The following is a 22999-nucleotide window of genomic DNA, read 5'->3' on the forward strand; positions in this document are numbered from 1 at the left end:
GACGAATTTGAGGAGACCTGTATGTGTGTTGTTTGCGGTTGTTCCACCACGGCGGCGGGTGAGGTTCACGAACATGTGGCGGTGAACGCCACCACCGGCGATTTGCACTATGGCGCGGGCTCGGCGCGGGTGTCGGTGCCGGGCATGGGCCAAGCACGTGCCATCAAGCTGGAAACCGATGTGCTGGGCGCCAACAACCAGATCGCCGCTGCCAACCGTGCCCATTTCGCCGCGCATGGCGTGACGGCCTACAACCTCGTTTCCAGCCCCGGTTCCGGCAAAACCACGCTGCTGTGCGCCACGTTGCGCGCTCTGAAGGAACACGCCCCGGCGCTACCCGTGGCGGTGATTGAAGGCGATCAACAAACCTCCAACGATGCCGACCGCATCCGCGCCACCGGCACCCCGGCCATTCAGGTGAACACCGGCAAAGGCTGCCACCTCGACGCGCAAATGGTGGCCGACGCCTTCGCCCGGCTGGACTTGCACGCGCACGCCCATCACACGCATGAGCACACCCACGGCCATGGGCATGACCACGCGCCCGATCACAGCCACGGGCATGAACATGACCATGTGCCTCCACACACGCACGCTGAGTCGCTGCTGTTCATCGAAAACGTCGGCAACCTCGTTTGCCCGGCGATGTGGGATTTGGGCGAGGCCGGCAAAGTGGCCATCCTCTCGGTGACCGAGGGTGAGGACAAACCACTGAAGTACCCGGACATGTTCGCCGCCGCCCGGCTCATGATTCTGAACAAGGTCGATTTGCTGCCCTACCTGGATTTCGACGTGCCCAAGTGCATCGAATATGCCCAGCGTGTGAACCCGGGCATCGAGGTGTTGCTGGTGTCCGCCACCAAGGGCACGGGCATGGACGCCTGGCTGGATTGGCTTTTGCACCCGCAGGAGCAAGCCGCGTGAATGTGGCTGCCTTGGCGCGCACGCGCTTGCCCCAGCCCGCCCCGGCGCGGGTGCTGGCTTGTGGTGCTTTTCTGAAGAACACCGCCTGTTTGCTGCAAGGCGACGAGGTGCTGTGGTCTACCGAGCATGGCGACTTGAGCACGCCCGACGCCTGCGTAGCATTGGAAGCCTCGCTGGAACGCCTGTTGGCGCAGGCCAGCGGCCCGGTGCAAGCCGTGGCACACGATCTGCACCCGGATTTCCACTCCACTCGCCTGGCCCACCAACTGGCCGAACGCCTGGGCGTGCCCGCCGTGGCGGTGCAGCATCACCAAGCGCACATCGCCGTGGTGCAGGCCGAGCAGGGTTTGGGGGAGGTGCTGGGGCTGGCGCTGGATGGCGTCGGTCTGGGCACCGACGGCAGCGCCTGGGGCGGTGAACTGTTGCACTTGGCAGCGGGTGGCGCGGCGTGGCAACGCCTGGCACACCTGCCCGCGCTGGCCCTGCCCGGTGGCGACGTGGCGGCGCGTGAGCCTTGGCGCATGGCCGCCGCCGCCTTGCACGCCGCTGGTTACGCCGAGCAGATCGAGCCGCGCCTGGGCCGGATGCTGGCGACGCAGCCTGGCACCTCAACAGCCCAGGCCACGCAAGCCGCCCGGCTGGTGGCGCAGATGCTGGCGCGGGGCCTGAACTGCCCTCCGACCACCGCTGCGGGTCGCTGGTTTGACGCGGCAGCCGGTTTGTTGGGGCTGAACTTGCGCCAGCGGTTTGAGGCTGAAGCTGCCATTGCGCTGGAGCGTTGCGCGACCGAGTGGCTGGCGGCGCATCCGGGGTTGGATGAACCTTGGGGGCGAACACCCCTCTCCCCAACCCCTCTCCCACAAGGGGAGAGGGGCTTTGACGGTGGTGACGGTGGTATTTCTCCCTCTCCCCTCGTGGGAGAGGGCCGGGGAGAGGGGGCGTCCGCACCAACCCCCCAACCCTTCCAGCCAGAAACCCTCGCCGCCCTGCTGGCGCTGGTGCCGCAACTCGACCCGACCCAAGCCGGCGAGGGCGCCGCCCGCTTTCATTACCACTTGGCAGCCGCCTTGGCCCACGCCACGGTGAGCGCCGCGCAGCAGCGCAATCTCAGCACCGTGGTGCTGGGCGGTGGTTGTTTTTTCAATGCGCTGTTGAGCCGCTGGCTCACGGCGCGGCTGCGGGCGGCGGGTTTGCAGGTGCATCGCCCGAACACCCTGAGCTGCGGCGACGCCGGTTTGGCCCTGGGCCAAGCCTGGGTGGCCGCTGCCGTGCTGGCTTCAACTTGAACGAGGTTTGAAATGTGTCTTGCCCTGCCTGCCCGCGTCATTGAACGCAGCGCGGATGACCAACTGCTCATCGACCTGGGCGGCATCCGCAAAAGCGTGAGTGGCGCGCTCACGCCCGAAGCCCAGCCGGGGGATTACGTCATCGTCCATGTTGGCCACGCCATCGGCACGGTGGACGCCGAGGAAGCCGAGCGCACCCTCGCCCTGTTCGCCGAACTGGCCGCCAGCCAAGCCGCCGAGGATCAAGCATGAAGTACGTGGACGAGTTCCGCGACGCCGCCCTGGCGCGCAACCTCGCCGCCAAGATCGCTGCCGAGGTGCAGCCGCAGCGGCGTTACCACTTCATGGAGTTCTGCGGCGGCCACACCCACGCCATCGCCCGCTACGGTTTGGCCGAGCTGCTGCCCGCCAGCGTGCGCATGATCCACGGCCCCGGCTGCCCGGTGTGTGTGCTGCCCATCGGGCGCATCGATCAGGCGATCCACCTCGCGCTGGAGCGCGGCGCCATTGTCTGCACCTATGGCGACACGTTGCGCGTACCCGCTTCGGGCGGCCTTTCGATGATGAAAGCCAAGGCACGCGGCGCGGACATCCGCATGGTGTATTCCGCCGCCGATGCGCTCAAAGTGGCCCGCGCTAACCCGGTGCGTGAAGTGGTGTTCTTCGCCATCGGGTTCGAGACCACCACGCCGCCCACCGCGCTGGTGCTGCGCCAAGCCAAGGCGGAAGGGCTGAAAAACTTCAGCGTGCTGTGCTGCCATGTGCTGACGCCGGCGGCCATCACCCACATCCTGCAAGGCCCGGGCGTCGGGCCGGCGGGCGATGTGCCGCTGGATGGTTTCATTGGCCCGGCGCATGTGAGCATCGTCATCGGTTACGCGCCCTATGTGCCGTTTGCGCTGGGTTACCAGAAGCCGGTGGTGATTTCGGGCTTTGAGCCGCTGGACGTGATGCAGTCCATCCTCATGCTGGTGCGCCAGGTGAACGAGGGCCGTGCCGAGGTGGAAAACGAGTTCACCCGCGCCGTCAGCGCCGACGGCAACCGCGCCGCCCAAGCCGTGATGGACGAGGTGTTCGAGCACCGCGAAGTGTTCGAGTGGCGCGGCCTGGGCGAAGTGCCGGACAGCGCCTTGCGCATCCGCCCCGCTTACGCCGAGTTCGATGCCGAGGTGCGTTTCGGCCTCTGCTACCAAGGCGTGCCGGATCACAAACAATGCGCCTGCGGCGAAATCCTGCGCGGGCGCAAGGTGCCCACGGATTGCAAGCTGTTCGGCACCGTCTGCACGCCGGAGAACCCGATGGGGTCGTGCATGGTGTCGAGCGAAGGCGCCTGCGCGGCGCATTACGCCTACGGGCGATTCCGCGACATTCCCGTGGTGGCGGCATGAGCATGAAAAAACACTACCAACGCCCGCTGGACTTCAAAACCGGCCGCATCGACATGAACCACGGCGCCGGTGGCCGGGCCAGTGCCCAGCTCATCAGCGAGCTGTTCGCCCCGGCGTTTGACAACCCGTTTCTGCGCCAAGGCAACGACGGGGCACAACTGCCCGCGCCACCCGCTGGCCATGCGCTGGTGATGGCGACGGACGCGCACGTCATTTCGCCGCTCTTCTTTCCCGGTGGCGATATTGGTTGCCTGAGCGTTCACGGCACGGTGAACGATGTGGCGATGCTGGGTGCGGTGCCGCTCTACCTGAGCGCCAGTTTCATCATCGAAGAAGGGTTTGCGCTGGCTGATTTGCGGCGCATCGTCGAATCGATGGCGGCTGCCGCGCGGGAGGCGGGCGTGCCCATCGTCACCGGGGACACCAAGGTGGTGGAGCAGGGCAAGGGCGACGGGGTGTTCATCAGCACCACGGGCGTAGGCGCGCTGCCGCCGGGGCGGCAGATTGGCGGCGCGTTGGCGCGGGCTGGGGATGTGGTGCTGGTGTCCGGCAGCATCGGCGATCACGGCGTGGCGGTGCTGTCGCAGCGTGAATCGCTGGCGTTTGAAACCGCGATCGAGTCGGACACCGCTGCGTTGCACACCCTGGTGGCCGCGCTGCTGGCCGCCGTGCCCGAAGGCAGCGTGCGCACGCTGCGTGACCCGACACGCGGCGGCCTGGCCACGACGTTGAACGAGATTGCCGCCCAATCGGGCGTCGGTGTGTTGCTGGATGAAGCCGCCATCCCGATGAAACCGCAAGTGGCCGCCGCTTGTGAGCTGCTGGGGTTGGATGCGCTGTACATCGCCAACGAGGGCAAGCTCATCGCCATCGTCGCACCCGAGGTGGCCGAGGCGGCGCTGGCGGCGCTACGCGCCCATCCGTTGGGGCGGGACGCGGCGTGCATCGGCGTCGTTCAGGCCGACGAACACCAGTTCGTGCAGATGAAAACCGCGCTGGGCGGGATGCGGGTGGTGGATTGGCTGGCGGGAGAGCCGTTGCCGAGAATTTGTTGAGGGGCGCCCCCCTCTCCCCGGCCCTCTCCCACGAGGGGAGAGGGGGCGTACTGCGATAAGCTCCCCACCTCCATCGACGAGGCGCCGGTGCGGTTCACCGAAAACGATCACACCGCCTCAGTGCGCGCCAACAACCATGCCAGCCCGGCGTCCTCCAAATGCGGCGCCAGCCGCTCGCGCACCGTGGCGTGGTAGGCATTCAGCCACGCCCGTTCTGCCGGTTGCAACAGCGCCAGATCGAGGCAGCGCGTGTCGATCGGGCACAGCGTCAGCGTTTCAAAGCCGAGGAAAGTGCCGAACTCGTCCCCCGCTTCTTGCACGGGCGCCGGGACGTTCAACACCAAATTTTCGATGCGAACCCCCCATTGCCCCGGCCGATACAACCCCGGCTCAATCGATGTCACCATGCCCGGCTGCATGGCCATGTGCGCTTCGGGCTGGGTTTTGCTGATGGATTGCGGCCCCTCATGCACGTTGAGGAAATAACCCACGCCGTGCCCCGTGCCATGGCCGTAATCCAGCCCTGCCGCCCACAGCGGCGCACGGGCCAGGGCATCCAGCATCGGGGCCAGCGTGCCTTGGGGAAACTGCGCCCGGCTCAGCGCCAGCGTCCCTTGCAGCACGCGGGTGCAGTCGCGGCGCTGCGCATCACTGACCTCGCCGATGGCCCAGACGCGGGTGATGTCCGTCGTGCCGCACACCCCGTCGGCTTGGTAGTGCGCGCCGGAGTCGATCAGCAGCAGGCCCGTCCCGTCCAGAGCGGCATAGGAAGTCGGCAAAGCCCGGTAGTGCGGCATGGCGCCATTGGCGTTGAAGCCAGCGATGGTCGGGAAACTCAACCCTTGGAAACCGGGGCGCCGGGCGCGCTCTTGCGTCATCCAATCGTCCACGGTCAGCTCGGTGAGGGCTTCGCCGCGTGCCAGGGCGGCTTCGAACCGAGCGTAAAACGCACACATCGCCACGCCATCTTCGATCATGGCGCGGCGCAGCAAGGCCGCTTGCTCCGGCGTTTTGCGGCTCTTGCTGAACACACTGGGGTTGATGGCTTCGATCACGCGCACCGCCGCCGGCACGGCCTCCCGCAACCCAAGGGTGACGCGCCGAGGGTCGAGCAGCAGCACCGCGTCGGGCGGCAGTTGCGCCAGCGTGGCGGCGGCCTGGGTGTAGTCGGCCAGCGTGAACCCGTCGGCGGCGAGGCTGTCGGCCAACGTGGGGGCGATCTTGCCCGGGGCGATGAACAGCGTGGCCGCTGCCGGGCCGATGAGCAGGTGGGACAAGAACACCGGGTTGTAATCCACGTCCGCGCCGCGCAGGTTGGTCAGCCAAGCGATGTCGTCCACAGTGGACACCAGATGGTGCGTCGCGCCGTGCTGTGCGAGTTGCTGGCGCAGCGCGGCCAGTTTGTCGGGGCGGGACACCGTGGCTTGCGCCAGTGGCAGCGCCCGCACCGACGCTTGCGGCAGGGGCGGGCGCTCGGGCCAGGCGCTGGCGAGTGGGTCGAGATCGGTGCGCAGGGTCAGGCCGGCTGCCGTGCAGCGGGTGCGCAGCGCCTGGGCGGAGGCCAGCCCGAGGCAGTGGCCATCCACCCCCAAACATTGGCCGGGCGAGAGGTGCGCGACGATCCAATCCAGGTGATGCACCGGCGCCGCTGTGGCGACCTTCACCAAATCGATGCCACTGCCCGCCAACTCGGTTTCGGCTTGCACCCAGTAGCGGCTGTCGGCGAACAAAGCGGCTTCAGTGGCCGTGACCACCAGCGTGCCCATCGAGCCGGTGAAACCGCTGAACCACTCGCGCCCCTGCCAATGCGCGGGCAGGTACTCGGAGAGGTGGGGATCGCTGGAGGGAATCAGCACGCCGTCCAGCCCGTGCTGCCGCAGGGCCGCACGCAGGGACGCCAAACGCTCGACCACCGGGGTCACCCCCGTCGCATTCACAACCTTCATTCGACAACTCCAGCCAAAAAAATCGGCCTGCCGAGTGGAACACGTCCACGGGCAGGCCGAACCGATTCTAGGAAGCCCCACGCCGGGGCGAGCGGCGCCGGTCAATCGTCCAGACCCAGCTCCTGGATTTTGCGCGTGATGGTGTTGCGGCCAATGCCCAGTTTTTGGGCGGCCTCAATGCGCCGCCCCCGCGTGCTGGCCAGCGCGGTGGTGATGAGGCGGGCCTCGAACTGGCGCGTCGTCAGGCTGTCCCAAATCTCGGGCGCGTTGGCGTCCAGCATCTGGCGGGCGATGTGCTCCAAATCGGCCAACCAGCTCGGTTCGCCGCCCGTGGGCGCCGCTGTCGGATGGGGCGCGGCGAACGGTGCGGCCTCCGCCACCATCGGCGCGGCGGGAGCATAAGACGGCAACGGCGTGGGCGCTGGCCGGGGCGGCTCGACCATGCCCATCCCATGCGCTGGCGGGGCCGACAGCGGCGCTGGGCTGGGCGGGGTGATGGGGCCGAGCAGCTCGGGCGGCAAGTCTTTGGGTTCGATGACTTGGGCCGGCGCCATCACCGTCAGCCAATGGCAGACGTTTTCCAGTTGGCGCACATTGCCGGGGAAACTGAACACCTTGAGCCGATCCAGCGCTTCTTCGGTGATGCGCTTGGGCTCGACGCCCAGCTCTTTGGCGCTTTTTTGCAGGAAAAAGCGCGCCAGGGCGGGGATGTCCTCCGAGCGTTCCCGCAGCGGCGGCAGGCGCAGGCGGATGACGTTGAGGCGGTGGAACAAGTCCTCGCGGAACGCACCGTGGCGCACGCGCTCTTCCAAGTTCTGATGCGTGGCGGCAATCACCCGCACATTGGCTTTCAGCGGCTGGTGGCCGCCGACGCGGTAAAACTGCCCGTCCGACAGCACCCGCAGCAGCCGGGTTTGCAGATCGAACGGCATGTCGCCGATTTCGTCGAGGAACAGCGTGCCGCCGTCGGCCTGCTCAAAGCGGCCCCGGCGCATGGTTTGCGCGCCGGTGAAGGCGCCGCGCTCATGGCCGAACAGTTCGCTTTCCAGCAAGTCTTTCGGAATCGCAGCGGTGTTGATGGCGATGAACGGGCCGTTGCTGCCGTGATCCCCACGCGGGCTGTGGCGGTGCAGTGCGCGGGCCACCAGCTCTTTGCCGGAGCCGGATTCGCCGGTGATCAACACCGTCACATTGCTCTGGCTTAGGCGACCGATGGCGCGGAACACGTCCTGCATCGCCGGGGCTTGGCCGAGGATTTCCGGGGCCGGGGCGTTGCGCTCGTCGTTGACCTCTTCGCGCACGCTCTCATCCACCGCACGGCGGATCAGCTCCACCGCTTTGGTCAGATCGAAAGGCTTGGGCAGGTATTCGAACGCACCGCCTTGGAAGGCCGAGACGGCGCTGTCCAAGTCCGAATACGCCGTCATGATGATGACGGGCAGGTTGGGTGCGCGTTCCTTGACCTTGCTCAGCAGGTCAAGCCCAGAGCCGCCAGGCATGCGGATGTCACTCACCAGCACCTGCGGCTCATCGTCGGCCAGGGCGGCGAGCACCTCGCGCGGGTTGGAAAAACTGCGCACGGCGAGCTGCTCGCGTGCCAGCGCCTTTTCCAGCACGAAGCGGATGGATTGGTCGTCGTCAACGATCCAGATGGGTTTCATGCAGGTCAGTCTTTGCGTCAGGGCAACGGGATCACGATTTTGAACACCGTGCGTCCTGGCTCGCTTTCGCATTCGATCGTGCCCTGATGCTGTTGCACGAAGGTTTGCGCCAGTGTGAGTCCGAGGCCGGAGCCGCCTTCCCGCCCCGACACCAGCGGGTAAAAGATACGCTCTCGCAGACCCTCGGGGACGCCCGGTCCGTTGTCCTGAACATGCAATTCCAATGCCAGACGGAAGCGCTGTTTACCGATGGTCACCTGCCGGGCCACGCGGGTGCGCAGCACAATGGCGGCGTCCCCGCGTTCGATGTGCTCTCCCAGCGCTTCAGCCGCGTTTTGCACGATGTTGAGCAGCGCCTGGATGAGTTGCTCGCGGTCACCCCGGAATTCGGGGATCGAAGCATCGTAGTCCCGCACAATCTGCAAGCCGCGCCGGTGCTGGGCCAGCGTCAGCGAGCGCACGCGCTCACACACTTCATGGATGTTGACGTCGCCCACCACATGCGGTTTGCGATGCGGTGCCAGCAGCCGATCCACCAGGGTTTGCAGCCGATCCGCCTCGTGGATGATGACCTGGGTGTATTCGATCAACTCCGGTGAGGGCAACTCCAGCGCCAACAACTGCGCCGCGCCCCGGATGCCACCCAGCGGATTTTTGATCTCATGCGCCAGGTTGCGGATCAGCTCCTTGGTGATCTGCGCTTGGCCCATGGCGCGCTCTTCGCGGTCTTGGCGCGTCTGCTGCTCGATCTCGATCATCTCGACCAAGATGCGCGTGTGGCTGTGCTCCGTTTGGCTGACGATGATGAGCACCGGCACCGGTTCGCCATTGCCGCCCACGGCCCGGCGCAGTGCCGTTTCAAAACGGCGCGTGGAAAACTCGTTGTGCGCCACCGCTTGGATGGCTTCGTGCAAGGTGAGGGGTTCGCGCACCCATTCGAGCAGGGTGCGGCGCGTCAGGGTGCGGCGCGACAGGCCAATCACCGATTCAAGCACTGCGTTGACGAACAGGCAGCACCCTTCCGGATCGACCATGGCCACCATGGTGGCCAGGTGATCAAACGCCTCCCAGTCCTTGGGGCCAAACGTAGCGGACAGGGTGCGCGAGGCAGCGTGAGACGTGAGTTTCAAGATGGCAATTTCGCGAGTTCCCGGCGGATGGCGGCGATGTCCGCTTCCTTGCGGGTGATGGCGGCCTTCATCTCGGCGACGCGATCGAGGTATTTCTGGGCGTTGCGTTCGTCACCGCGACGGTCGGGTTCCCCGTTGTTGTAGTCCTTGCGCATGGCTTCGAGGGTGGCTTCCTCTTTGCGCAGTTCTTCTTCGAGGATGCGGCGGGCGTCGCTGTCCCGGGCGCGTTGCTCGGCTTGCTGCACGCGGGTGTTCGGATTGCCACCGGCGCTGGGGGGGCCACTGGCACCGGTCGATCCTTCAGCGCGCACGGGGCGGGCCATTCTGATCACCGTGGGCGAAGAAGCTTCGCGGGTTTTGCAGCCGCGCTGATCCGCTTCACGGGGGGTGAGGGTGTTGGTAAAAACATTGCCCGGGCAGACGTAGTAAACCGCAGAAGCTTGGGCCCAAGCTGTCACAGGGACAGCCCAACCCGCCAGAGCGATCACCAGCCCGCCACAGGCAGCCAGGCGCACAGGGTCAGTGAGATGTTTCATGCCGCAGATTGTGTGCGAATGAAAAAGGGGATGGCACTGCCATCCCCTGCTCGTCACTGGATTCTTACAAGAATCACAGAGCGTAGTACATGTCGTACTCGACCGGATGCACGGCCATGCGGAAGCGGGTGACTTCCTGCATCTTCAGATCGATGTAGGCGTCGATGTAGGCATCGGTGAACACGCCACCCTTGGTCAGGAACGCACGATCCTTGTCCAGGTACTCCAGAGCCTGATCCAGGCTGTGGCACACGGTCGGGATCAGCTTGTCCTCTTCCGGCGGCAGGTGGTACAGATCCTTCGTGGCGGCTTCGCCCGGATGGATCTTGTTTTCCACGCCGTCCAGACCGGCCATCAGCAGCGCTGCGAAGCACAGGTACGGGTTGGCAGAAGGATCGGGGAAGCGAGCTTCCACGCGACGGCCCTTCGGGTTGGCCACGTACGGGATGCGGATCGAGGCCGAGCGGTTCTTGGCCGAGTAAGCCAGCTTCACCGGGGCTTCGAAGCCCGGCACCAGACGCTTGTAGCTGTTGGTGCCCGGGTTGGTGATGGCGTTCAGCGCACGAGCGTGCTTGATGATGCCGCCGATGTAGTACAGCGCGAAGTCGCTCAGGCCGGCGTAGCCGTCACCGGCGAACAGGTTCTTGCCGTCCTTCCACACGGATTGGTGGACGTGCATGCCGGAACCGTTGTCCCCCACGATGGGCTTGGGCATGAACGTGGCGGTCTTGCCGTAGGCGTGAGCCACGTTGGCGATGATGTACTTTTGCAGCTGAACCCAGTCCGCACGCTCCACCAGCGAGCTGAACTTGGTGCCGATTTCCATCTGGCCAGCGTTGGCCACTTCGTGGTGATGCACTTCGACGGGAATGCCCATTTGCTCCAGCAGCAGGCACATTTCCGAGCGCATGTCTTGGCCCGAATCGACCGGGGGAACCGGGAAGTAGCCACCCTTGACGGTCGGGCGGTAGCCCTTATTGCCGTGCTCGTAGTCTTTGCTGGTGTTCCAAGCAGCTTCTTCCGATTCGATCTGGAAGAAGGCGCCGCCCATTTCGTTGCCCCAGCGAACGCTGTCGAACACGAAGAACTCGGGTTCCGGGCCGAAGTAGGCCACATCGCCCAGGCCCGACGCCTTCATGTAGGCTTCAGCGCGCTTGGCCAGCGAGCGCGGATCACGCTCGTAGGGCTTGCCGTCAGCCGGATCGATGACGTCGCAGCTCAGGATCAGGGTTGGCTCTTCGAAGAACGGGTCGATGTTGGCGGTGCTCGGATCAGGCATCAACTGCATGTCCGAGGCTTCGATGCCCTTCCAGCCAGCGATCGAGGAACCGTCAAAGGCATGGCCCGAAACGAACTTGTCTTCGTCAAAAGCGGAAACGGGCACAGAAACGTGGTGCTCTTTGCCACGGGTGTCAGTGAAGCGGAAGTCAACGAACTTGACGTCGTTGTCCTTCACCATTTGCATCACATCGGCGACGGTCTTGGCCATTCAAAAGGCTCCTGGCGGATCAGTTGTCAACAGGGTTCTGTGAGTCGTTGGCAGGCTGCACCCACCTGGGTACCGCCTGCCACGGCCAGATCAATATAGCAGAAAGCGTGCCCATTTCTGGTGATCTCCCCCATCGTGAACCCTTGTGCCAGATCAGGGGAGGAAAGTAATCCGAACCAACATGGTGCAAATATGCACCATGTTGGTTCTTGGTGATATTGCACTTAATTGGTGCTGATTTTGAAGTCCGGCCAAGCTTGCAAACCCGTTTGCAGGGCAGCAAAGGCTTGGCGGGCCAAAGTGGGTTCTCCCTTGACACCCAGCTCGATGTGCCGCCCCCGCTGAGGGTGATCCACACTGGGCAAACTGAAGACTCGGATGCCCGGGAATTCGGCCTCAATGCGCTCCATCAGCGGGGTTAAGGTGGCCTCCAATGCACCATAGACGTACAGCGCATGTTCCTCATGAGCAGAGGGGATGAGGTCGGCGTACTCGGTGTCGAGCACCCATTCGATCATGGGGTGGGCCATCACCGGAAAACCCGGCACGAAATGCACCCGCCCCAAACTGAAACCTGGAATTTGGTTGTAGGGGTTGGGGATGATGCGAGCGCCTTCAGGGAACACCCCCATCTCCAGACGGCGCAGGCTGTCCGGATGCTCGGGATCCCACGCTTTGCCTTGTTCGGCAGCCATGGCGCGCATCCGGCCTTCAATCAGGGCTTTGGCTTCGGGGTGCAGCGCCAGGACACGGCCACTGGCCAGGCCCGCACACTGGCGGGTGTGGTCGTCGGGGGTGGCGCCGATGCCGCCGCAACAGAACACCACATCGTCACCGTACAGCGCATCTTGCAGGGCGGCGGTGATGCGGGGGCGGTCGTCGCCCACGTAGCGCACCCAAGTGAGCGCGTGGCCGCGTGCGGCCAGCAGCTCGATCACGCGGGCCATGTGTTTGTCTTGGCGGCGCCCGGAGAGGATTTCGTCGCCGATGATGAGGAGTCCGAAGGGCATGCAGGCATCCTTGAGTCACACAAAACCCCAAGGATGCCTGAAGCCGTTCAGGCGCGCCCGATCATGCGCAACAGACCCAAGCGTTGCTGGGCCCAGAAGCCTCGGCCATAGTCGCGGCCCGGTTGGCCATCGTGGGGAAGCTGATCGCGGATGCCGGTGGCGCCGGTGTGGGTTTGGAAACACGCGGTGCCGAACAGGATGTCCCAGATCGGAAACAGGATGGAGAAGTTGTGCCCACCCAGCGTGCCCGAGCCGTGGCTTTCGTGACCAATGCCGATGCCATGGTGCAAGCGGTGGTAGCTTGGCCCCACCAGCAAACGCGCCCCCAGCCAGCCGAAAGACAGCCGCACGTTGGCGTGTGACAGGCTTTCAATCAACTGAGACAGCGCCACCAAAAACACAAACTGCCCCGGCGGCACACCGATGACGCGGGCGACGAGCACGAACAGCATGTCCACAAGCAGGATGTCCAGCAGGTGGTTGCGGCTGTCTGTCCACATCGTCATGTGGCGCTGGCTGTGGTGAACGGCATGCAAGGCCCACCACCATTCCCATTGATGCTGTGCCCGATGGATCCCGTAGATGACAAAGTCAAACACCAGCAAATAGGCGAGGAAGCCGACCAGGGCGGTGTCTGTGACGCCAGGCCACAGCGGAGCGATCCACTGATCCAAGTGCCAACCGTCCACGCCTTGCACGGCCAGCCAGCCAAACAGGTGGTTGAACAATGGGTCGACGCTGAAAAACAGCAGCACCCGCAACACCCCCAGGCGGTGAAGCAAGGTGTAAATCACGTCCATGGCGATGGCATGGCGGCGCTCGGCTCGTTGGGCCGAATCCCGAACGGGGGCTTCGATGGGGCGCCAGCGCTGCAAGGGGCCGATGACGCTCGCCAGCACCAGCAGTTGCAGCAGGCCGACCAACAGCCAGCCGGTGCCGTCGTAGGCATCTGAGAGGTAATTGGCCTGCCCCAATGTGTAGAGCGCGGGTTGAATGGCGGTTTCAAACAACCAACCCCGGGCGTTGTCAAACCAGGTGGCGAGGGTGTCGAGCGGATTCATGGAGAAGGTGCGTGCGGATGGGAGATCAGGCCATCTCGGTAGTCTGGGTGCTCGCGCAAGGTGGCGAAGCACAGGCCCCGTTGTTTCAGGCCCACGATCAGCGGTTCGAGCACCGCTGGCGCCCAAGGTTCCTGGCGTGACCAAATGCCCAGATGGGCCATCAAGATGTCACCCGGGCGGATGCGGGCCAGGGCTTGGCGCAGCAAGCGGTCGTTCGGGTAGCGGTCGCTGGGCAGTTCGTCACCCAGAAAACCCGCGTCGGCCCAACCGACGTGGCGCCAGCCGCAGCGTTGCGCCGCTGCCAGCAGGGCGGGTGAGGTTTTGCCGCCGGGCGCACGGAACAGCGGGGCCATGGCTTGGCCGGTCATGGCTTGAAAACGCTGGGCGCTGCGGCCCAGTTCCTGGCAGTAATCGGCTGCTGTCCAAGTGAAGCGCTGCCCGGCGGACGGCCCTGCGCTGGGGCGCACGGCAAACCGTCCGTCCGGCAGATCGGCCTGCCAGTAAACGTGATCGTACGTGTGAGAGGCGAACAGGTGGCCCTCTGCGGCGCGGGCTTTCCACCAAGACGACCAGACGTCGTCTAGGCTGCTGCCCTCGGTGCGGGTGCGTTCGTTGGCCAAAAAGAAGGTGGCCACCACACCCTGGCGCCGCAGCACCTGGGCGATCAGATCGGCCACGCCCATGTGGCCGGTGTCGAACGTCAGGTAAACCGGGCGCTCACAAGCGGCTTGAGCGGCTCCGGCCAGCATCACGCTGGCCAGCCAAGCGCCGCCCCAGCGCCATCCGTCACTGGCGCGGGGCATGGTCCAGGGTGTAGATGCCATGCGGCGAGCGGCCCACATCGACTTGGCGAATCACCTGCCCTTTTTCGATGTCGATCCATGTGGCTTTCTTGATCCAGCGTGAGCTGAGCAGCAAGGTTTTGCCATCGGCCATGACTTCCATGTCATCCGGGCCACCCGGGCCGGGCAGGGTGCGCACGATGGTCATGGCTTGCGTGTCGAGCAGCGACACTGTGTTGGCCACGCGGTTGCTGACGAAAATGTGGCGCTTGTCACCCAGAGCGCGGAAAGCGTGCGCGCCCTCGCCGGATTCGATGCGCTTCACCAACTTGCCAGGCGACACGGACACGTCATACACCTCCACGAATTTGTCTCCCGTCAGCCCGACGAACAGGTAACGGTCATCGGCGGTGAGGTACACATCGGCCGGGAGCTGGCCAGTGGGGACGCGCCAGCGGATGCTTTGCGTGGCGATGTCGATGGCCACCAGCTCGCTGCTGTCTTGCATGGAGGCGTAAATGACGCTGCTCTTGGAGTCAATCCACTGGTGGCTGGGCGTTTTACCGGTCGGGATGCGCTTGACCAGCTTCATCGGCTCCTTGGCATCCTCGGGTTGCCAGCGGTAGATGTCCACATGGTTGAGGCGGTTGGCCAAGGTGACGAACCACTTCATGTCCGGCGAGAAGCGCAGGTGGTACGGATCGACGATACCGGTGAGCGTGCGCTGAATCGTGGCGTTGACCGGGTCAATGAAAGTCAGTGTGTCGCCCACCGCATTGGCCACCAGCAGGGACTTGCGGTCGGGCGTCAGGTAGATGTGGTGCGGCTCTTTGCCGACGGGCAAGCGGGTGCGTTCTTTGAACGTGCCCGGATCGATGACGCTGACCGTGGCATCCAGCGAGTTCAGCACAAAAATCGGGTGGGTCGGCGCAGCCGGCGGGGCGGCTTGGAGGAGGGGAGAGGCCAGAGCCAGCGCCAGCGCTGCGATGGGCCGCAGGCTCGCAAAACGGGGGATGAAGCTGTTCACAAATGCACGCCGTGTCAATCGGGAAGCGGGCAGTGTACGGATTCGATCTTGCGCTATCTGAAGGATGTGTGAACCGATTGATGCGGGTCAGTCCCTGTCCCCACCGATGACACCGCCGAGCAAGCCGCCAGCGGCAAATCCACCCAGCACGGAGCCCTCTTCACGGGCAGAACCGCCGGCCTGCGGTGCGGCAGCAAAAATGCGGCTGGCCAAGCGCGAGAACGGCAGGCTTTGCAGCCATACCGTGCCCGGCCCGGTCATCTTGGCCAAGAACAGACCTTCCCCGCCGAACAGGGCGGTTTTGATTTTGCCGACGTATTGAATTTCAAAATCGACATCCGGCGTGTGCGCGACGACGCACCCCGTATCGATCAGCAAGGACTGGCCGGGGCGCAGCTCCCGCCGCAACACCGTGCCGCCGGCGTGTACAAAGGCCAACCCATCGCCCTCTAGGCGCTGCATGATGAAACCTTCACCGCCGAAGAATCCCACCGACAGTTTTTGCTGGAAATGGATGCCCACGCTCACCCCGCGTGCTGCGCACAGAAACGAGTCTTTTTGGCAAACCAGCGTGCCGCCGAGTTGGCGCAGGTTCATGGGCAAAATTTTGCCCGGGTACGGCGCAGCAAACGCCACGCGCAATTTGCTGTTCCCTTCGTTGGTGTACACGGTGGTGAACAGGGATTCACCGGTGATGAGGCGCTTGCCGGCGCTCATCAGTTTGCCGAAGAAACCCCCAGCGCCGGAGGATTTGGCGCCGTCACCCAGCACCGTGTCCATGTCGATGCCTGCGTCCATGAACATCATGCTGCCGGCTTCACCGATGGCCGCTTCGCCCGGATCGAGTTCGATTTCGACGAACTGCATTTCCGAGCCTTTGATTTCGAAATCAACGTCGTCCATGGCCATGAGAATCAACTCCGAGGGTGAAAAGGGGCTTCAATGTTCGGTAGAGTTTTGGTTGGCGGGCTTGAGCTCGTCAACGCGCCAACCTTCTTTGAGTAACGCTTGGCGCAACCATTCAGGATGTTGGCCTTGGCCGTCCCAGGTTTCCCCGCTAACGGGGTGACGGTATTTGATGACACGGGGCGCCGCAGGGCGAACGGGGGTGGGGGTACGGGCAATTTCGTCCAGCGAAATGTGCCAGAACTCCATCAGGGCCGTGATGCGGGCGACCACAGCGGCTCGCTCACGTCGGCTGAGCGAAGCATTGGAAGAGACGTCCATGGGACAGTCGAACACAACAAACGAGCAGAAAGAAACAGGCCGCCTGGAGAGCGGCCAACGGTGAGGGCAGGGGTCAGGAACGCAGCAGTTCGTCGAGCTCTTTGCACGACGGCGCACACACGGCCTGGGCCTTCCCCAGGAGTTTGCGGGTTTTCAGGTGCGCACGGGGGCGGTGTTTGCCGCACAGAAAGCACGACATGGTCGCCGCGCCAAACGCACCTGTTGCCGAAAATGGAGAACCTGCCACCTTGGAGCGATAGCGCAACCCGTTCGGGTCGATGGCGGTCTTGGGATCTTCCTTGGCCAGAATGACCTCCTTGTGATCGTCAAAGCATGTCGGGGCGCAGCGCCTGTCAGGGGCACCGCGCAAACACGACATTATCGCATCGCACCACAATGTCGTCCAAAGCAAGCGGGCTGCCCGCAGGCAGCCCACCAGAGATGAGGGAGTCCCCGAAAGAGGGGAAACGCTGAAAAATCAGTTCGCCAGGGCTTCCAGCGCCCGAGCGGTGATTTGATCCACGCTGCCTTGGCCAGCGATCTTGCGATAACGCGGAGCCTGGGCGTCACCCGTGGCGGCCCATTGGCTGTAGTAGTCCACCAGCGGACGGGTTTGCTTTTGGTACACGTCCAAGCGGGTGCGCACGGTGGCTTCTTCGTCATCCTTGCGCTGGATGAGTTCTTCGCCCGTCACGTCGTCCTTGCCGGCTTGCTTGGGCGGGTTGTATTTGACGTGGTAGGTGCGGCCCGAAGCCACATGCACGCGCCGACCGCTCATGCGCTCGATGATGGCTTCATCGGGCACGTCGATTTCCAGCACCAGATCCAGCTTCACGCCGGCTTGCTTCATGGCTTCAGCTTGGGGGATGGTGCGGGGGAAGCCATCAAACAGGAAGCCGTTGGCGCAGTCTGCTTGCTGGATGCGTTCTTTGACGAGGCCGATGATGATGTCATCGCTGACCAAACCGCCCGCGTCCATCACCTTCTTGGCGGCCAAGCCCAGCTCGGTGCCGGCCTTGACGGCGGCGCGCAGCATGTCACCGGTGGAAATTTGCGGAATGCCGAATTTTTGGCAGATGAAATTGGCTTGCGTGCCTTTGCCGGCGCCAGGAGCGCCCAGAAGAATGAGTCGCATGAATTGCCTCAGTTTGGTGATTTTTTGCACCCGCTTGCCCAGCGGTTGCGGTGCCAAGCGGCGCACGCCACAGCACCCAGAAGTTTAGTCAGGATAGCATGCACAACCCTGCGTTCTGCTGACGTGCCACAGGGCGCTCCGGCGGGAATTACCCGGGGAAAAAGGCGCGCACGCGGGCCAAATCTTCAGGGGTGTCCACCCCTGGCGCAGGGGCTGTGCCAGCCGTGTACACAGCGATGCGGCCACCGTGCCACAGCACGCGCAATTGCTCCAAAGACTCCAGTTGCTCCAGCGGCGCCGGGCTGAGTTGCGGGAAGCGACGCAAGTAACCGGCCCGGTAGGCGTAGAGCCCGATGTGGCGCAGCGCAGCCCCGATGGCTGGGGTCGGCAGGGCGGGGGTACCGGCTTGGGAACCGTCCCGCCACCACGGGATGGGTGCCCGGCTGAAATACAGCGCCCGCTGCTGCTGATCCAGCACCACCTTGACAACGTTGGGGTTGGCAAAGTCGGCGGGGGATTCGATGGCGTGGGCGGCTGTGGCCACGTCGCATTCGGGGTGGGCGGCCAGCAGTTCGGCGCAAGCGCGCACCAGCGCCGGGTCGATCAGCGGTTCATCCCCTTGGACGTTGACGACCAGGGCGTCGCCATCCAGACCCAGCAGGGTGCAGGCTTCTGCGAGGCGGTCGCTGCCGCTGAGATGATCGGTGCGGGTGAGCACGGCTTCGATGCCGTGCGCCGCACACGCTGTCACGATCGTCGGATCGTCCGCCGCCACCACCACGCGCTGCGCACCCGAGCGCAGGGCTTGCTCGGCGACGCGCACCACCATCGGTTTGCCACCCAGATCGGCCAGGGGTTTGTTGGGCAGGCGGGTCGAGGCCAGCCGCGCCGGAATCAGGGCGCAAAACGAAACGGGGGCCATGCTCATGCCAGCTCCTCGTCCGGGGGCAGGGCACGGGCTTCGTGATCCAGCATCACGGGGATGCCGTCGCGGATCGGGTAGCCCAGGCGATCGACCGGGCACACCAGCTCAGCCGGTTGGCCGGCGGGGTCGCGGAGCAGTGTCAGGGGGCCTTTGCAGATGGGGCAGACCAGCAAATCCAGCAGGCGGTGATCGATCGTCATGGAGCGGCAGAGCGAGAAGAGGGAGGGTGCCAGGGCATCAGCCAGTCGGCCAACTGCGCGGACACCGCGTCAGGAAGTTCGAAGTCTAACGGTGCCACCCAGATGCGAGGCCCTGGGGTGGACGCCATCGCCATCAGTTTGACAGCGTCTTTTTCGGTGACGATGACATCGTCCACCCCGTCCGGCCAGGTGAGGGCGCTGAGGTCCGCGTGATCGGGCAGGGGGTGGCGCACGATGTGCAAACCCCATTGCCGTTCCAGCATGGTGAAAAAGCGCTCGGGTTCGGCCAGCCCCGCTGCGGCCAGCACCGGATGGGTGCGTGAGCGCGTTTGCAGGGCGTGCAGCGTGTCGGCCTGTGGCGGTTGGCGTTGGCTGGATGACCAGGTGTCCAGCGCCACCACGCCCGCCAATCGCCGCCGGGCCAGGTGGCCGGGCCAAGGGGTGCTGGGCGCATCGGCGTTGTAGATCACCAAGGAGCGGGCGGGGGGCGTGTCGGGCCACGGTTGGCGCAGCGGGCCAGCGGGCAGCACATGGCCGTTGCCGATGCCTCGGGCGTCGAACACGATGAGTTGTGCGTCGCGTGGCAGGCGGGTGTGTTGGAGACCATCGTCTGCCACGATCACATTGACATCGGGGTGAAGCTCGCGCAGTCGCTGTGCCGCTGCCAGGCGATCGGCGTTCACGCACACCGGGACACCGCTGCGGCGGTGCAACAGCAAGGGTTCATCACCGCATTCCGTCGCTGGGGTGGTGGGGCCGACATCACACAGCCCCGTGCCGCGCCGCCCATACCCGCGTGACACCACACCCGGATGCCAGCCTTGCGTTTGCAGCCATCGGATCAGGGCCAGCGTCGTTGGGGTTTTGCCCGCGCCGCCGACGATGAGGTTGCCGACGACCAGGATGGGGCAGGCGTCCAATCCAGCGGCCCGTCGCTGCTCGACCAAACGGGCTTGTGCGTCGGGGCGAGATTGGCGCCAGGTGCGCCCTGCCACCACGGCCCGCACCAGCCAAGACAGCGGGCGCAGTGCCAAGCTCCAGGCCGATTCGCCTGGGTGCCACCAAGCACGTTGCAAGGCTTGCTGCCAGCGCAAACTCACCGTGCTTTGCTGGCCGCAGCCGTGCGGGGCGCCCCTCCGGCCAAGGCGCCACCTTGTTGCGTGGCGAAGGTGACGTGGGGCAGATTGGCGCGCCGCGCCGCATCCAGCACGTTCATCACGGATTGGACGGCGGCGGTGGCGTCAGCCGAAATGACCACCACGGGCTCTTTGCGCTGCTGGGCCGCGTTGCGCAGAGCGGAGGTCAAGGTGTCCACGTTGGCACCATCGACGCGCTGTTGATCCACCTGATAACGCCCATCGGCAGCCACAGCGACGATGATTTCGGCAGGTTTGTTGGCCAGCGGCGTGGCGTTGGCCACAGGCAGTTCGACCTGCAATTCGGTGAACTTGGAGTAGGTGGTGGAGAGCATCAAAAAGATGATCACCACCAACAGCACGTCGATGAAGGGGATCAGGTTGATCTCAGGCTCTTCAGCCTCGGGGCGGCGGAAGTTCATGGTGGCCAGGCACTCAGCGATTGGGCTGGCTGGGGGCCAGTTGGGGGTGTACCAGGCGGTGCAGCAGTTGGTCGGCGGCCTGTTCCATGTCATGCAGCAGGCCACTGACGCGGCTGCGGAAGTAGCGGTGTGCCATCAGCGAAGGAATCGCCACCATCAGGCCGAAAGCCGTGTTGTACAGCGCCACCGAAATACCGTGCGCCAGTTGCGCCGGGTTGGTGCCATTGCTGCCTGGGGCTTGCGCGCCGAAAATTTCGATCATGCCGATCACCGTGCCCAGCAGGCCCAGCAAGGGTGCCGCCGTGGCGATGGTGGCCAGTGCGTTCAAGTAGCGCTCCAGTTGATGCGCGGCGGAACGGCCAGCGGTTTCGAACGCCCGGCGCAGCAACTCCGGGTCATTGGTGCGGGTGGCTTGGCGCAAGCCAGCGGCCAGCACTTTGCCGAGCAGGGAGTTGGCGGCGAGTTTGTCGATCACCTCCGGGCCGGGGATGCCGGCGCGGCACACGCCAATCACCTCGGTCACCAGCCCGGTGGGGGCGATGCGTGCGCGGCGCAAGGACACCAACCGCTCCAGCACCAAGGCCAGGGCGATCACAGAGCAGAAAATCAACGGCCAGATCGGCCAGCCAGCGGCTTGTACGATGGAAAACAAAGCAACCTCTTCCAAACTCACGCCTTCCGAGGGCGCGGATCGAAACATTATGGATCGAAGCCAGACCAGTTCTGAAACCGCTTGGCGCGTGTGGTCGGTGTCAGCGCTGCTGTTGGCGGTGTCCGATGCGCTGGCGGTGCGCTTCCCGAGCGTGGCCGTGCGTGGGGACATCGGCGGGTTCAGCCGGGCGGCCAGCGGGCATTGTTATTTCACGCTGAAAGACGCCAGCCAGGGCAGTGCTGGCCTGCGATGTGTGATGTTTCGTCGTGCCGCTGCGCTGGTGGATTTCGCCATGCGCGAAGGAATCGAGGTGGAAGTGCGTGGCCGGCTGTCGGTGTACGACGCTCGTGGTGAGTTGCAGCTCGTGGTCGAGAGCGTGCGCCGTGTCGGGGCCGGTTCGTTGTTCGACGAGTTCCTGCGGCTCAAAGCCGCATTGGAGGCGCAGGGCCTGTTCGACCCCCGACGCAAACGCCCGTTGCCAGCGTTTGCGCGCTGTGTCGGGGTGGTGACCTCGGCAACAGGCGCCGCTGTGCATGATGTGGTGACCACCTTGGCGCGGCGTTCGCCCCACGTCCGCGTGGTGCTGGTGCCGACGCAAGTGCAAGGGGCGGGCGCGGTGGCGTCGCTGGTCGAGGCTTTGGCGCAGGCGCAAGCCTGGCCGGATGTCGAGGTGCTGCTGCTGTGCCGGGGCGGTGGCAGTGCCGAAGACTTGGCCGCGTTTAACGCCGAACCCGTGGTGCGTGCGGTGGCAGCCGCCCGCGTTCCCGTGATCGCTGGAGTGGGGCACGAAACCGACGTGACTTTGGTGGATTGGGCCGCCGATGTGCGCGCCCCTACACCAACGGCTGCCGCCGAAATGGCCGTTCCCGCCACCGAGCGAGGGCTGGAACGGTTGCAGGCATTGGCCGATCGGCTGGCGCGGGCGGTGCAGCGGCCACTGGAACGGGCTGCGCAGCAACTCGATGTGCTGGCGCTGCGCCTGCGCGAGCCTGCACGTTGGGTCGGGCGCCAGCAGGAACGGCTGAACCACTGGGAGGCGCGTGTGCAGACGCTCGATCCGCGCCATGTGCTGGCCCGGGGTTACACCTGGATGGAGGATGCGGGCGGTGCGCCGGTGTTGTCGGTGCGGCACGTTCAGCCGGGGCAGACGCTGCGAGCGGTCTGGGCCGATGGTCAAGCGGACGTGCAAGTGCAGCAGCTCGTCCCAAGCCCCGCTGGCCGCTCGGATTAAGGGGCGCTGCCTACAATCCGCCGCGTCTTTGACCGCACCGAAACGCACCGAAAGGAATTCGCATGTCCCACACCTTGCCCGCTCTGCCCTTCGGCCTGGATGACCTGGCACCACACATGAGCCGTGAAACTCTGGAGTTCCACCACGGCAAGCACCACAACGCCTATGTGGTCAACCTGAACAACCTGATCGTGGGCACCGAGTTTGCCGACGCGGCTTTGGAAGACGTCGTCAAGAAGTCCTCGGGCCCGATCTACAACAACGCCGCGCAAATCTGGAACCACACTTTCTTCTGGAACTGCCTGAAGAAAGACGGCGGCGGTGAGCCCACTGGCGCCCTGGCCGACGCCATCAACGCCAAGTGGGGCAGCTTCGCCGCCTTCAAGGATGCCTTCACCAAGAGCGCCGTGGGCAACTTCGGTTCGGGCTGGACGTGGCTGGTGAAGAAGGCCGACGGCACGGTGGACATCGTCAACATGGGCGCCGCCGGCACCCCGCTGACCACGGGTGACACCGCCTTGCTGACCGTGGACGTGTGGGAACACGCCTACTACATCGACTACCGCAACCTGCGTCCGAAGTTCGTGGAAACCTTCCTGAACTCGCTGGCCAACTGGGAGTTTGCCCAGGCCAACTTCGCCTGAGTTTGCGGCTGACGCGCCCGTCAGCCCCTTGCCCAGCAGCCGGCGTTCGCGCCGGCTTTTTTGTTGGTGCTGTCAGTCTTTGGTAGGCTCGCGCCCCGGCGAACCTCAACGAAACCTGACAACGCGAGCGAG

At 64.9% G+C, this 22999-nt stretch carries 25 protein-coding genes; 7 read left to right on the plus strand and 18 right to left on the minus strand.

Features of this window, described 5'->3' with window-relative positions; all coding sequences use genetic code 11:
• Window positions 1-21: 21 nt before the first annotated feature.
• Genes hypB through hypE form a run of 5 tightly spaced genes read left to right on the plus strand, consistent with a single transcriptional unit; the run spans window position 22 to window position 4653 of the window.
• Entirely contained in the window at window positions 22-924 is a 903-nt protein-coding gene (hypB, locus tag VITFI_RS09200; protein ID WP_089416699.1) for a hydrogenase nickel incorporation protein HypB, read from the plus strand.
• Window positions 921-2210, plus strand: a complete 1290-nt coding sequence (locus tag VITFI_RS18665; RefSeq protein ID WP_089416700.1) for a Kae1-like domain-containing protein — start codon at window positions 921-923, stop codon at window positions 2208-2210. The genes hypB and VITFI_RS18665 overlap by 4 nt, the downstream gene beginning before the upstream one ends.
• 12 nt (window positions 2211-2222) lie before the next feature.
• Complete coding sequence (locus VITFI_RS09210; RefSeq protein WP_089416701.1) at window positions 2223-2462, plus strand: HypC/HybG/HupF family hydrogenase formation chaperone; 240 nt, start codon at window positions 2223-2225, stop codon at window positions 2460-2462.
• Window positions 2459-3598: a hydrogenase formation protein HypD gene (gene hypD / locus VITFI_RS09215; protein ID WP_089416702.1), complete on the plus strand. Its 1140-nt coding sequence runs from the start codon at window positions 2459-2461 to the stop codon at window positions 3596-3598. The genes VITFI_RS09210 and hypD overlap by 4 nt, the downstream gene beginning before the upstream one ends.
• Complete coding sequence (gene hypE, locus VITFI_RS09220) at window positions 3595-4653, plus strand: hydrogenase expression/formation protein HypE (protein WP_089416703.1); 1059 nt, start codon at window positions 3595-3597, stop codon at window positions 4651-4653. The genes hypD and hypE overlap by 4 nt, the downstream gene beginning before the upstream one ends.
• A gap of 107 nt (window positions 4654-4760) precedes the next feature.
• Here hypE and VITFI_RS09225 read toward each other — a convergent pair whose 3' ends face one another.
• From VITFI_RS09225 to VITFI_RS09310, 18 genes are all read right to left on the minus strand, one after another.
• Window positions 4761-6575, minus strand: coding sequence for an aminopeptidase P family protein (locus VITFI_RS09225; protein ID WP_408645611.1), 1815 nt, complete (start codon window positions 6573-6575; stop codon window positions 4761-4763).
• 125 nt (window positions 6576-6700) lie between these two features.
• The gene (ntrC, locus tag VITFI_RS09230) at window positions 6701-8260 is read right to left on the minus strand and encodes a nitrogen regulation protein NR(I) (RefSeq protein WP_089416705.1); all 1560 of its coding nucleotides are present in this window, start codon (window positions 8258-8260) and stop codon (window positions 6701-6703) included.
• A 17-nt stretch (window positions 8261-8277) separates the two neighbouring features.
• Window positions 8278-9390, minus strand: coding sequence for a nitrogen regulation protein NR(II) (gene glnL / locus VITFI_RS09235; RefSeq protein WP_232476543.1), 1113 nt, complete (start codon window positions 9388-9390; stop codon window positions 8278-8280).
• A complete protein-coding gene (locus tag VITFI_RS09240; protein ID WP_198301389.1) occupies window positions 9387-9926 on the minus strand; it encodes a hypothetical protein in 540 nt (179 codons plus the stop codon). Before VITFI_RS09240 ends, glnL begins: the two co-directional genes overlap by 4 nt.
• A gap of 73 nt (window positions 9927-9999) precedes the next feature.
• A complete protein-coding gene (gene glnA, locus VITFI_RS09245) occupies window positions 10000-11415 on the minus strand; it encodes a type I glutamate--ammonia ligase (protein WP_089416706.1) in 1416 nt (471 codons plus the stop codon).
• 224 nt (window positions 11416-11639) lie between these two features.
• Window positions 11640-12425 (minus strand): competence/damage-inducible protein A, encoded by a 786-nt coding sequence (locus VITFI_RS09250; protein ID WP_089416707.1) that lies wholly within the window; start codon window positions 12423-12425, stop codon window positions 11640-11642.
• A gap of 47 nt (window positions 12426-12472) precedes the next feature.
• The gene (locus VITFI_RS09255) at window positions 12473-13486 is read right to left on the minus strand and encodes a sterol desaturase family protein (RefSeq protein WP_089416708.1); all 1014 of its coding nucleotides are present in this window, start codon (window positions 13484-13486) and stop codon (window positions 12473-12475) included.
• Window positions 13483-14289 carry a polysaccharide deacetylase family protein gene (locus VITFI_RS09260; RefSeq protein WP_198301390.1) on the minus strand — a complete coding sequence of 269 codons (807 nt, stop codon included), beginning with the start codon at window positions 14287-14289 and terminating at the stop codon, window positions 13483-13485. The genes VITFI_RS09255 and VITFI_RS09260 overlap by 4 nt, the downstream gene beginning before the upstream one ends.
• Window positions 14273-15295, minus strand: a complete 1023-nt coding sequence (locus tag VITFI_RS09265; protein ID WP_198301391.1) for a YncE family protein — start codon at window positions 15293-15295, stop codon at window positions 14273-14275. The genes VITFI_RS09260 and VITFI_RS09265 overlap by 17 nt, the downstream gene beginning before the upstream one ends.
• Window positions 15296-15382: 87 nt before the next feature.
• Entirely contained in the window at window positions 15383-16198 is an 816-nt protein-coding gene (locus VITFI_RS09270) for a TIGR00266 family protein (protein ID WP_232476545.1), read from the minus strand.
• Between the two features lie 36 nt (window positions 16199-16234).
• Window positions 16235-16522 (minus strand): H-NS histone family protein, encoded by a 288-nt coding sequence (locus tag VITFI_RS09275; protein ID WP_089416710.1) that lies wholly within the window; start codon window positions 16520-16522, stop codon window positions 16235-16237.
• Between the two features lie 73 nt (window positions 16523-16595).
• Complete coding sequence (locus tag VITFI_RS09280; protein WP_198301392.1) at window positions 16596-16901, minus strand: hypothetical protein; 306 nt, start codon at window positions 16899-16901, stop codon at window positions 16596-16598.
• Between the two features lie 99 nt (window positions 16902-17000).
• A complete protein-coding gene (adk, locus tag VITFI_RS09285) occupies window positions 17001-17657 on the minus strand; it encodes an adenylate kinase (RefSeq protein ID WP_089418071.1) in 657 nt (218 codons plus the stop codon).
• A 148-nt stretch (window positions 17658-17805) separates the two neighbouring features.
• A complete protein-coding gene (kdsB, locus tag VITFI_RS09290; RefSeq protein WP_232476546.1) occupies window positions 17806-18585 on the minus strand; it encodes a 3-deoxy-manno-octulosonate cytidylyltransferase in 780 nt (259 codons plus the stop codon).
• Window positions 18582-18782 (minus strand): Trm112 family protein, encoded by a 201-nt coding sequence (locus tag VITFI_RS09295; RefSeq protein ID WP_456300717.1) that lies wholly within the window; start codon window positions 18780-18782, stop codon window positions 18582-18584. Before VITFI_RS09295 ends, kdsB begins: the two co-directional genes overlap by 4 nt.
• The gene (lpxK, locus tag VITFI_RS09300) at window positions 18779-19882 is read right to left on the minus strand and encodes a tetraacyldisaccharide 4'-kinase (protein ID WP_089416711.1); all 1104 of its coding nucleotides are present in this window, start codon (window positions 19880-19882) and stop codon (window positions 18779-18781) included. Before lpxK ends, VITFI_RS09295 begins: the two co-directional genes overlap by 4 nt.
• On the minus strand, window positions 19879-20340 hold the full coding sequence (locus VITFI_RS09305; protein WP_089416712.1) for an ExbD/TolR family protein: 462 nt from the start codon (window positions 20338-20340) through the stop codon (window positions 19879-19881). The genes lpxK and VITFI_RS09305 overlap by 4 nt, the downstream gene beginning before the upstream one ends.
• Window positions 20341-20353: 13 nt before the next feature.
• The gene (locus VITFI_RS09310) at window positions 20354-21040 is read right to left on the minus strand and encodes a MotA/TolQ/ExbB proton channel family protein (RefSeq protein ID WP_232476548.1); all 687 of its coding nucleotides are present in this window, start codon (window positions 21038-21040) and stop codon (window positions 20354-20356) included.
• A 1-nt stretch (window position 21041) separates the two neighbouring features.
• Here VITFI_RS09310 and xseA point away from each other — a divergent pair, with 1 nt between their 5' ends.
• Together xseA and VITFI_RS09320 are read left to right on the plus strand one after the other, a co-directional pair.
• Entirely contained in the window at window positions 21042-22223 is a 1182-nt protein-coding gene (gene xseA, locus VITFI_RS09315) for an exodeoxyribonuclease VII large subunit (protein ID WP_089416713.1), read from the plus strand.
• A gap of 62 nt (window positions 22224-22285) precedes the next feature.
• Window positions 22286-22867, plus strand: a complete 582-nt coding sequence (locus tag VITFI_RS09320) for a superoxide dismutase (RefSeq protein ID WP_089416714.1) — start codon at window positions 22286-22288, stop codon at window positions 22865-22867.
• The last annotated feature ends 132 nt before the right edge of the window (window positions 22868-22999 follow it).

The organism is Vitreoscilla filiformis, from assembly GCF_002222655.1.
In the GTDB taxonomy this organism is placed as follows: Bacteria; Pseudomonadota; Gammaproteobacteria; order Burkholderiales; family Burkholderiaceae_C; genus Ideonella; species Ideonella filiformis.

Coding starts and splice junctions, on each gene's coding strand:
- hypB (WP_089416699.1), top strand. CDS start 22: ATGTGTGTTGTTTGCGGTTGTTCCACCACGGCGGCGGGTGAGGTTCAC.
- VITFI_RS09210 (WP_089416701.1), top strand. CDS start 2,223: ATGTGTCTTGCCCTGCCTGCCCGCGTCATTGAACGCAGCGCGGATGAC.
- hypD (WP_089416702.1), top strand. CDS start 2,459: ATGAAGTACGTGGACGAGTTCCGCGACGCCGCCCTGGCGCGCAACCTC.
- hypE (WP_089416703.1), top strand. CDS start 3,595: ATGAGCATGAAAAAACACTACCAACGCCCGCTGGACTTCAAAACCGGC.
- ntrC (WP_089416705.1), bottom strand. CDS start 8,260: ATGAAACCCATCTGGATCGTTGACGACGACCAATCCATCCGCTTCGTG.
- VITFI_RS09240 (WP_198301389.1), bottom strand. CDS start 9,926: ATGAAACATCTCACTGACCCTGTGCGCCTGGCTGCCTGTGGCGGGCTG.
- glnA (WP_089416706.1), bottom strand. CDS start 11,415: ATGGCCAAGACCGTCGCCGATGTGATGCAAATGGTGAAGGACAACGAC.
- VITFI_RS09250 (WP_089416707.1), bottom strand. CDS start 12,425: ATGCCCTTCGGACTCCTCATCATCGGCGACGAAATCCTCTCCGGGCGC.
- VITFI_RS09255 (WP_089416708.1), bottom strand. CDS start 13,486: ATGAATCCGCTCGACACCCTCGCCACCTGGTTTGACAACGCCCGGGGT.
- VITFI_RS09260 (WP_198301390.1), bottom strand. CDS start 14,289: ATGCCCCGCGCCAGTGACGGATGGCGCTGGGGCGGCGCTTGGCTGGCC.
- VITFI_RS09270 (WP_232476545.1), bottom strand. CDS start 16,198: ATGGACGACGTTGATTTCGAAATCAAAGGCTCGGAAATGCAGTTCGTC.
- VITFI_RS09275 (WP_089416710.1), bottom strand. CDS start 16,522: ATGGACGTCTCTTCCAATGCTTCGCTCAGCCGACGTGAGCGAGCCGCT.
- VITFI_RS09280 (WP_198301392.1), bottom strand. CDS start 16,901: ATGTCGTGTTTGCGCGGTGCCCCTGACAGGCGCTGCGCCCCGACATGC.
- adk (WP_089418071.1), bottom strand. CDS start 17,657: ATGCGACTCATTCTTCTGGGCGCTCCTGGCGCCGGCAAAGGCACGCAA.
- kdsB (WP_232476546.1), bottom strand. CDS start 18,585: ATGAGCATGGCCCCCGTTTCGTTTTGCGCCCTGATTCCGGCGCGGCTG.
- VITFI_RS09295 (WP_456300717.1), bottom strand. CDS start 18,782: ATGACGATCGATCACCGCCTGCTGGATTTGCTGGTCTGCCCCATCTGC.
- VITFI_RS09305 (WP_089416712.1), bottom strand. CDS start 20,340: ATGAACTTCCGCCGCCCCGAGGCTGAAGAGCCTGAGATCAACCTGATC.
- VITFI_RS09310 (WP_232476548.1), bottom strand. CDS start 21,040: ATGTTTCGATCCGCGCCCTCGGAAGGCGTGAGTTTGGAAGAGGTTGCT.
- xseA (WP_089416713.1), top strand. CDS start 21,042: ATGGATCGAAGCCAGACCAGTTCTGAAACCGCTTGGCGCGTGTGGTCG.
- VITFI_RS09320 (WP_089416714.1), top strand. CDS start 22,286: ATGTCCCACACCTTGCCCGCTCTGCCCTTCGGCCTGGATGACCTGGCA.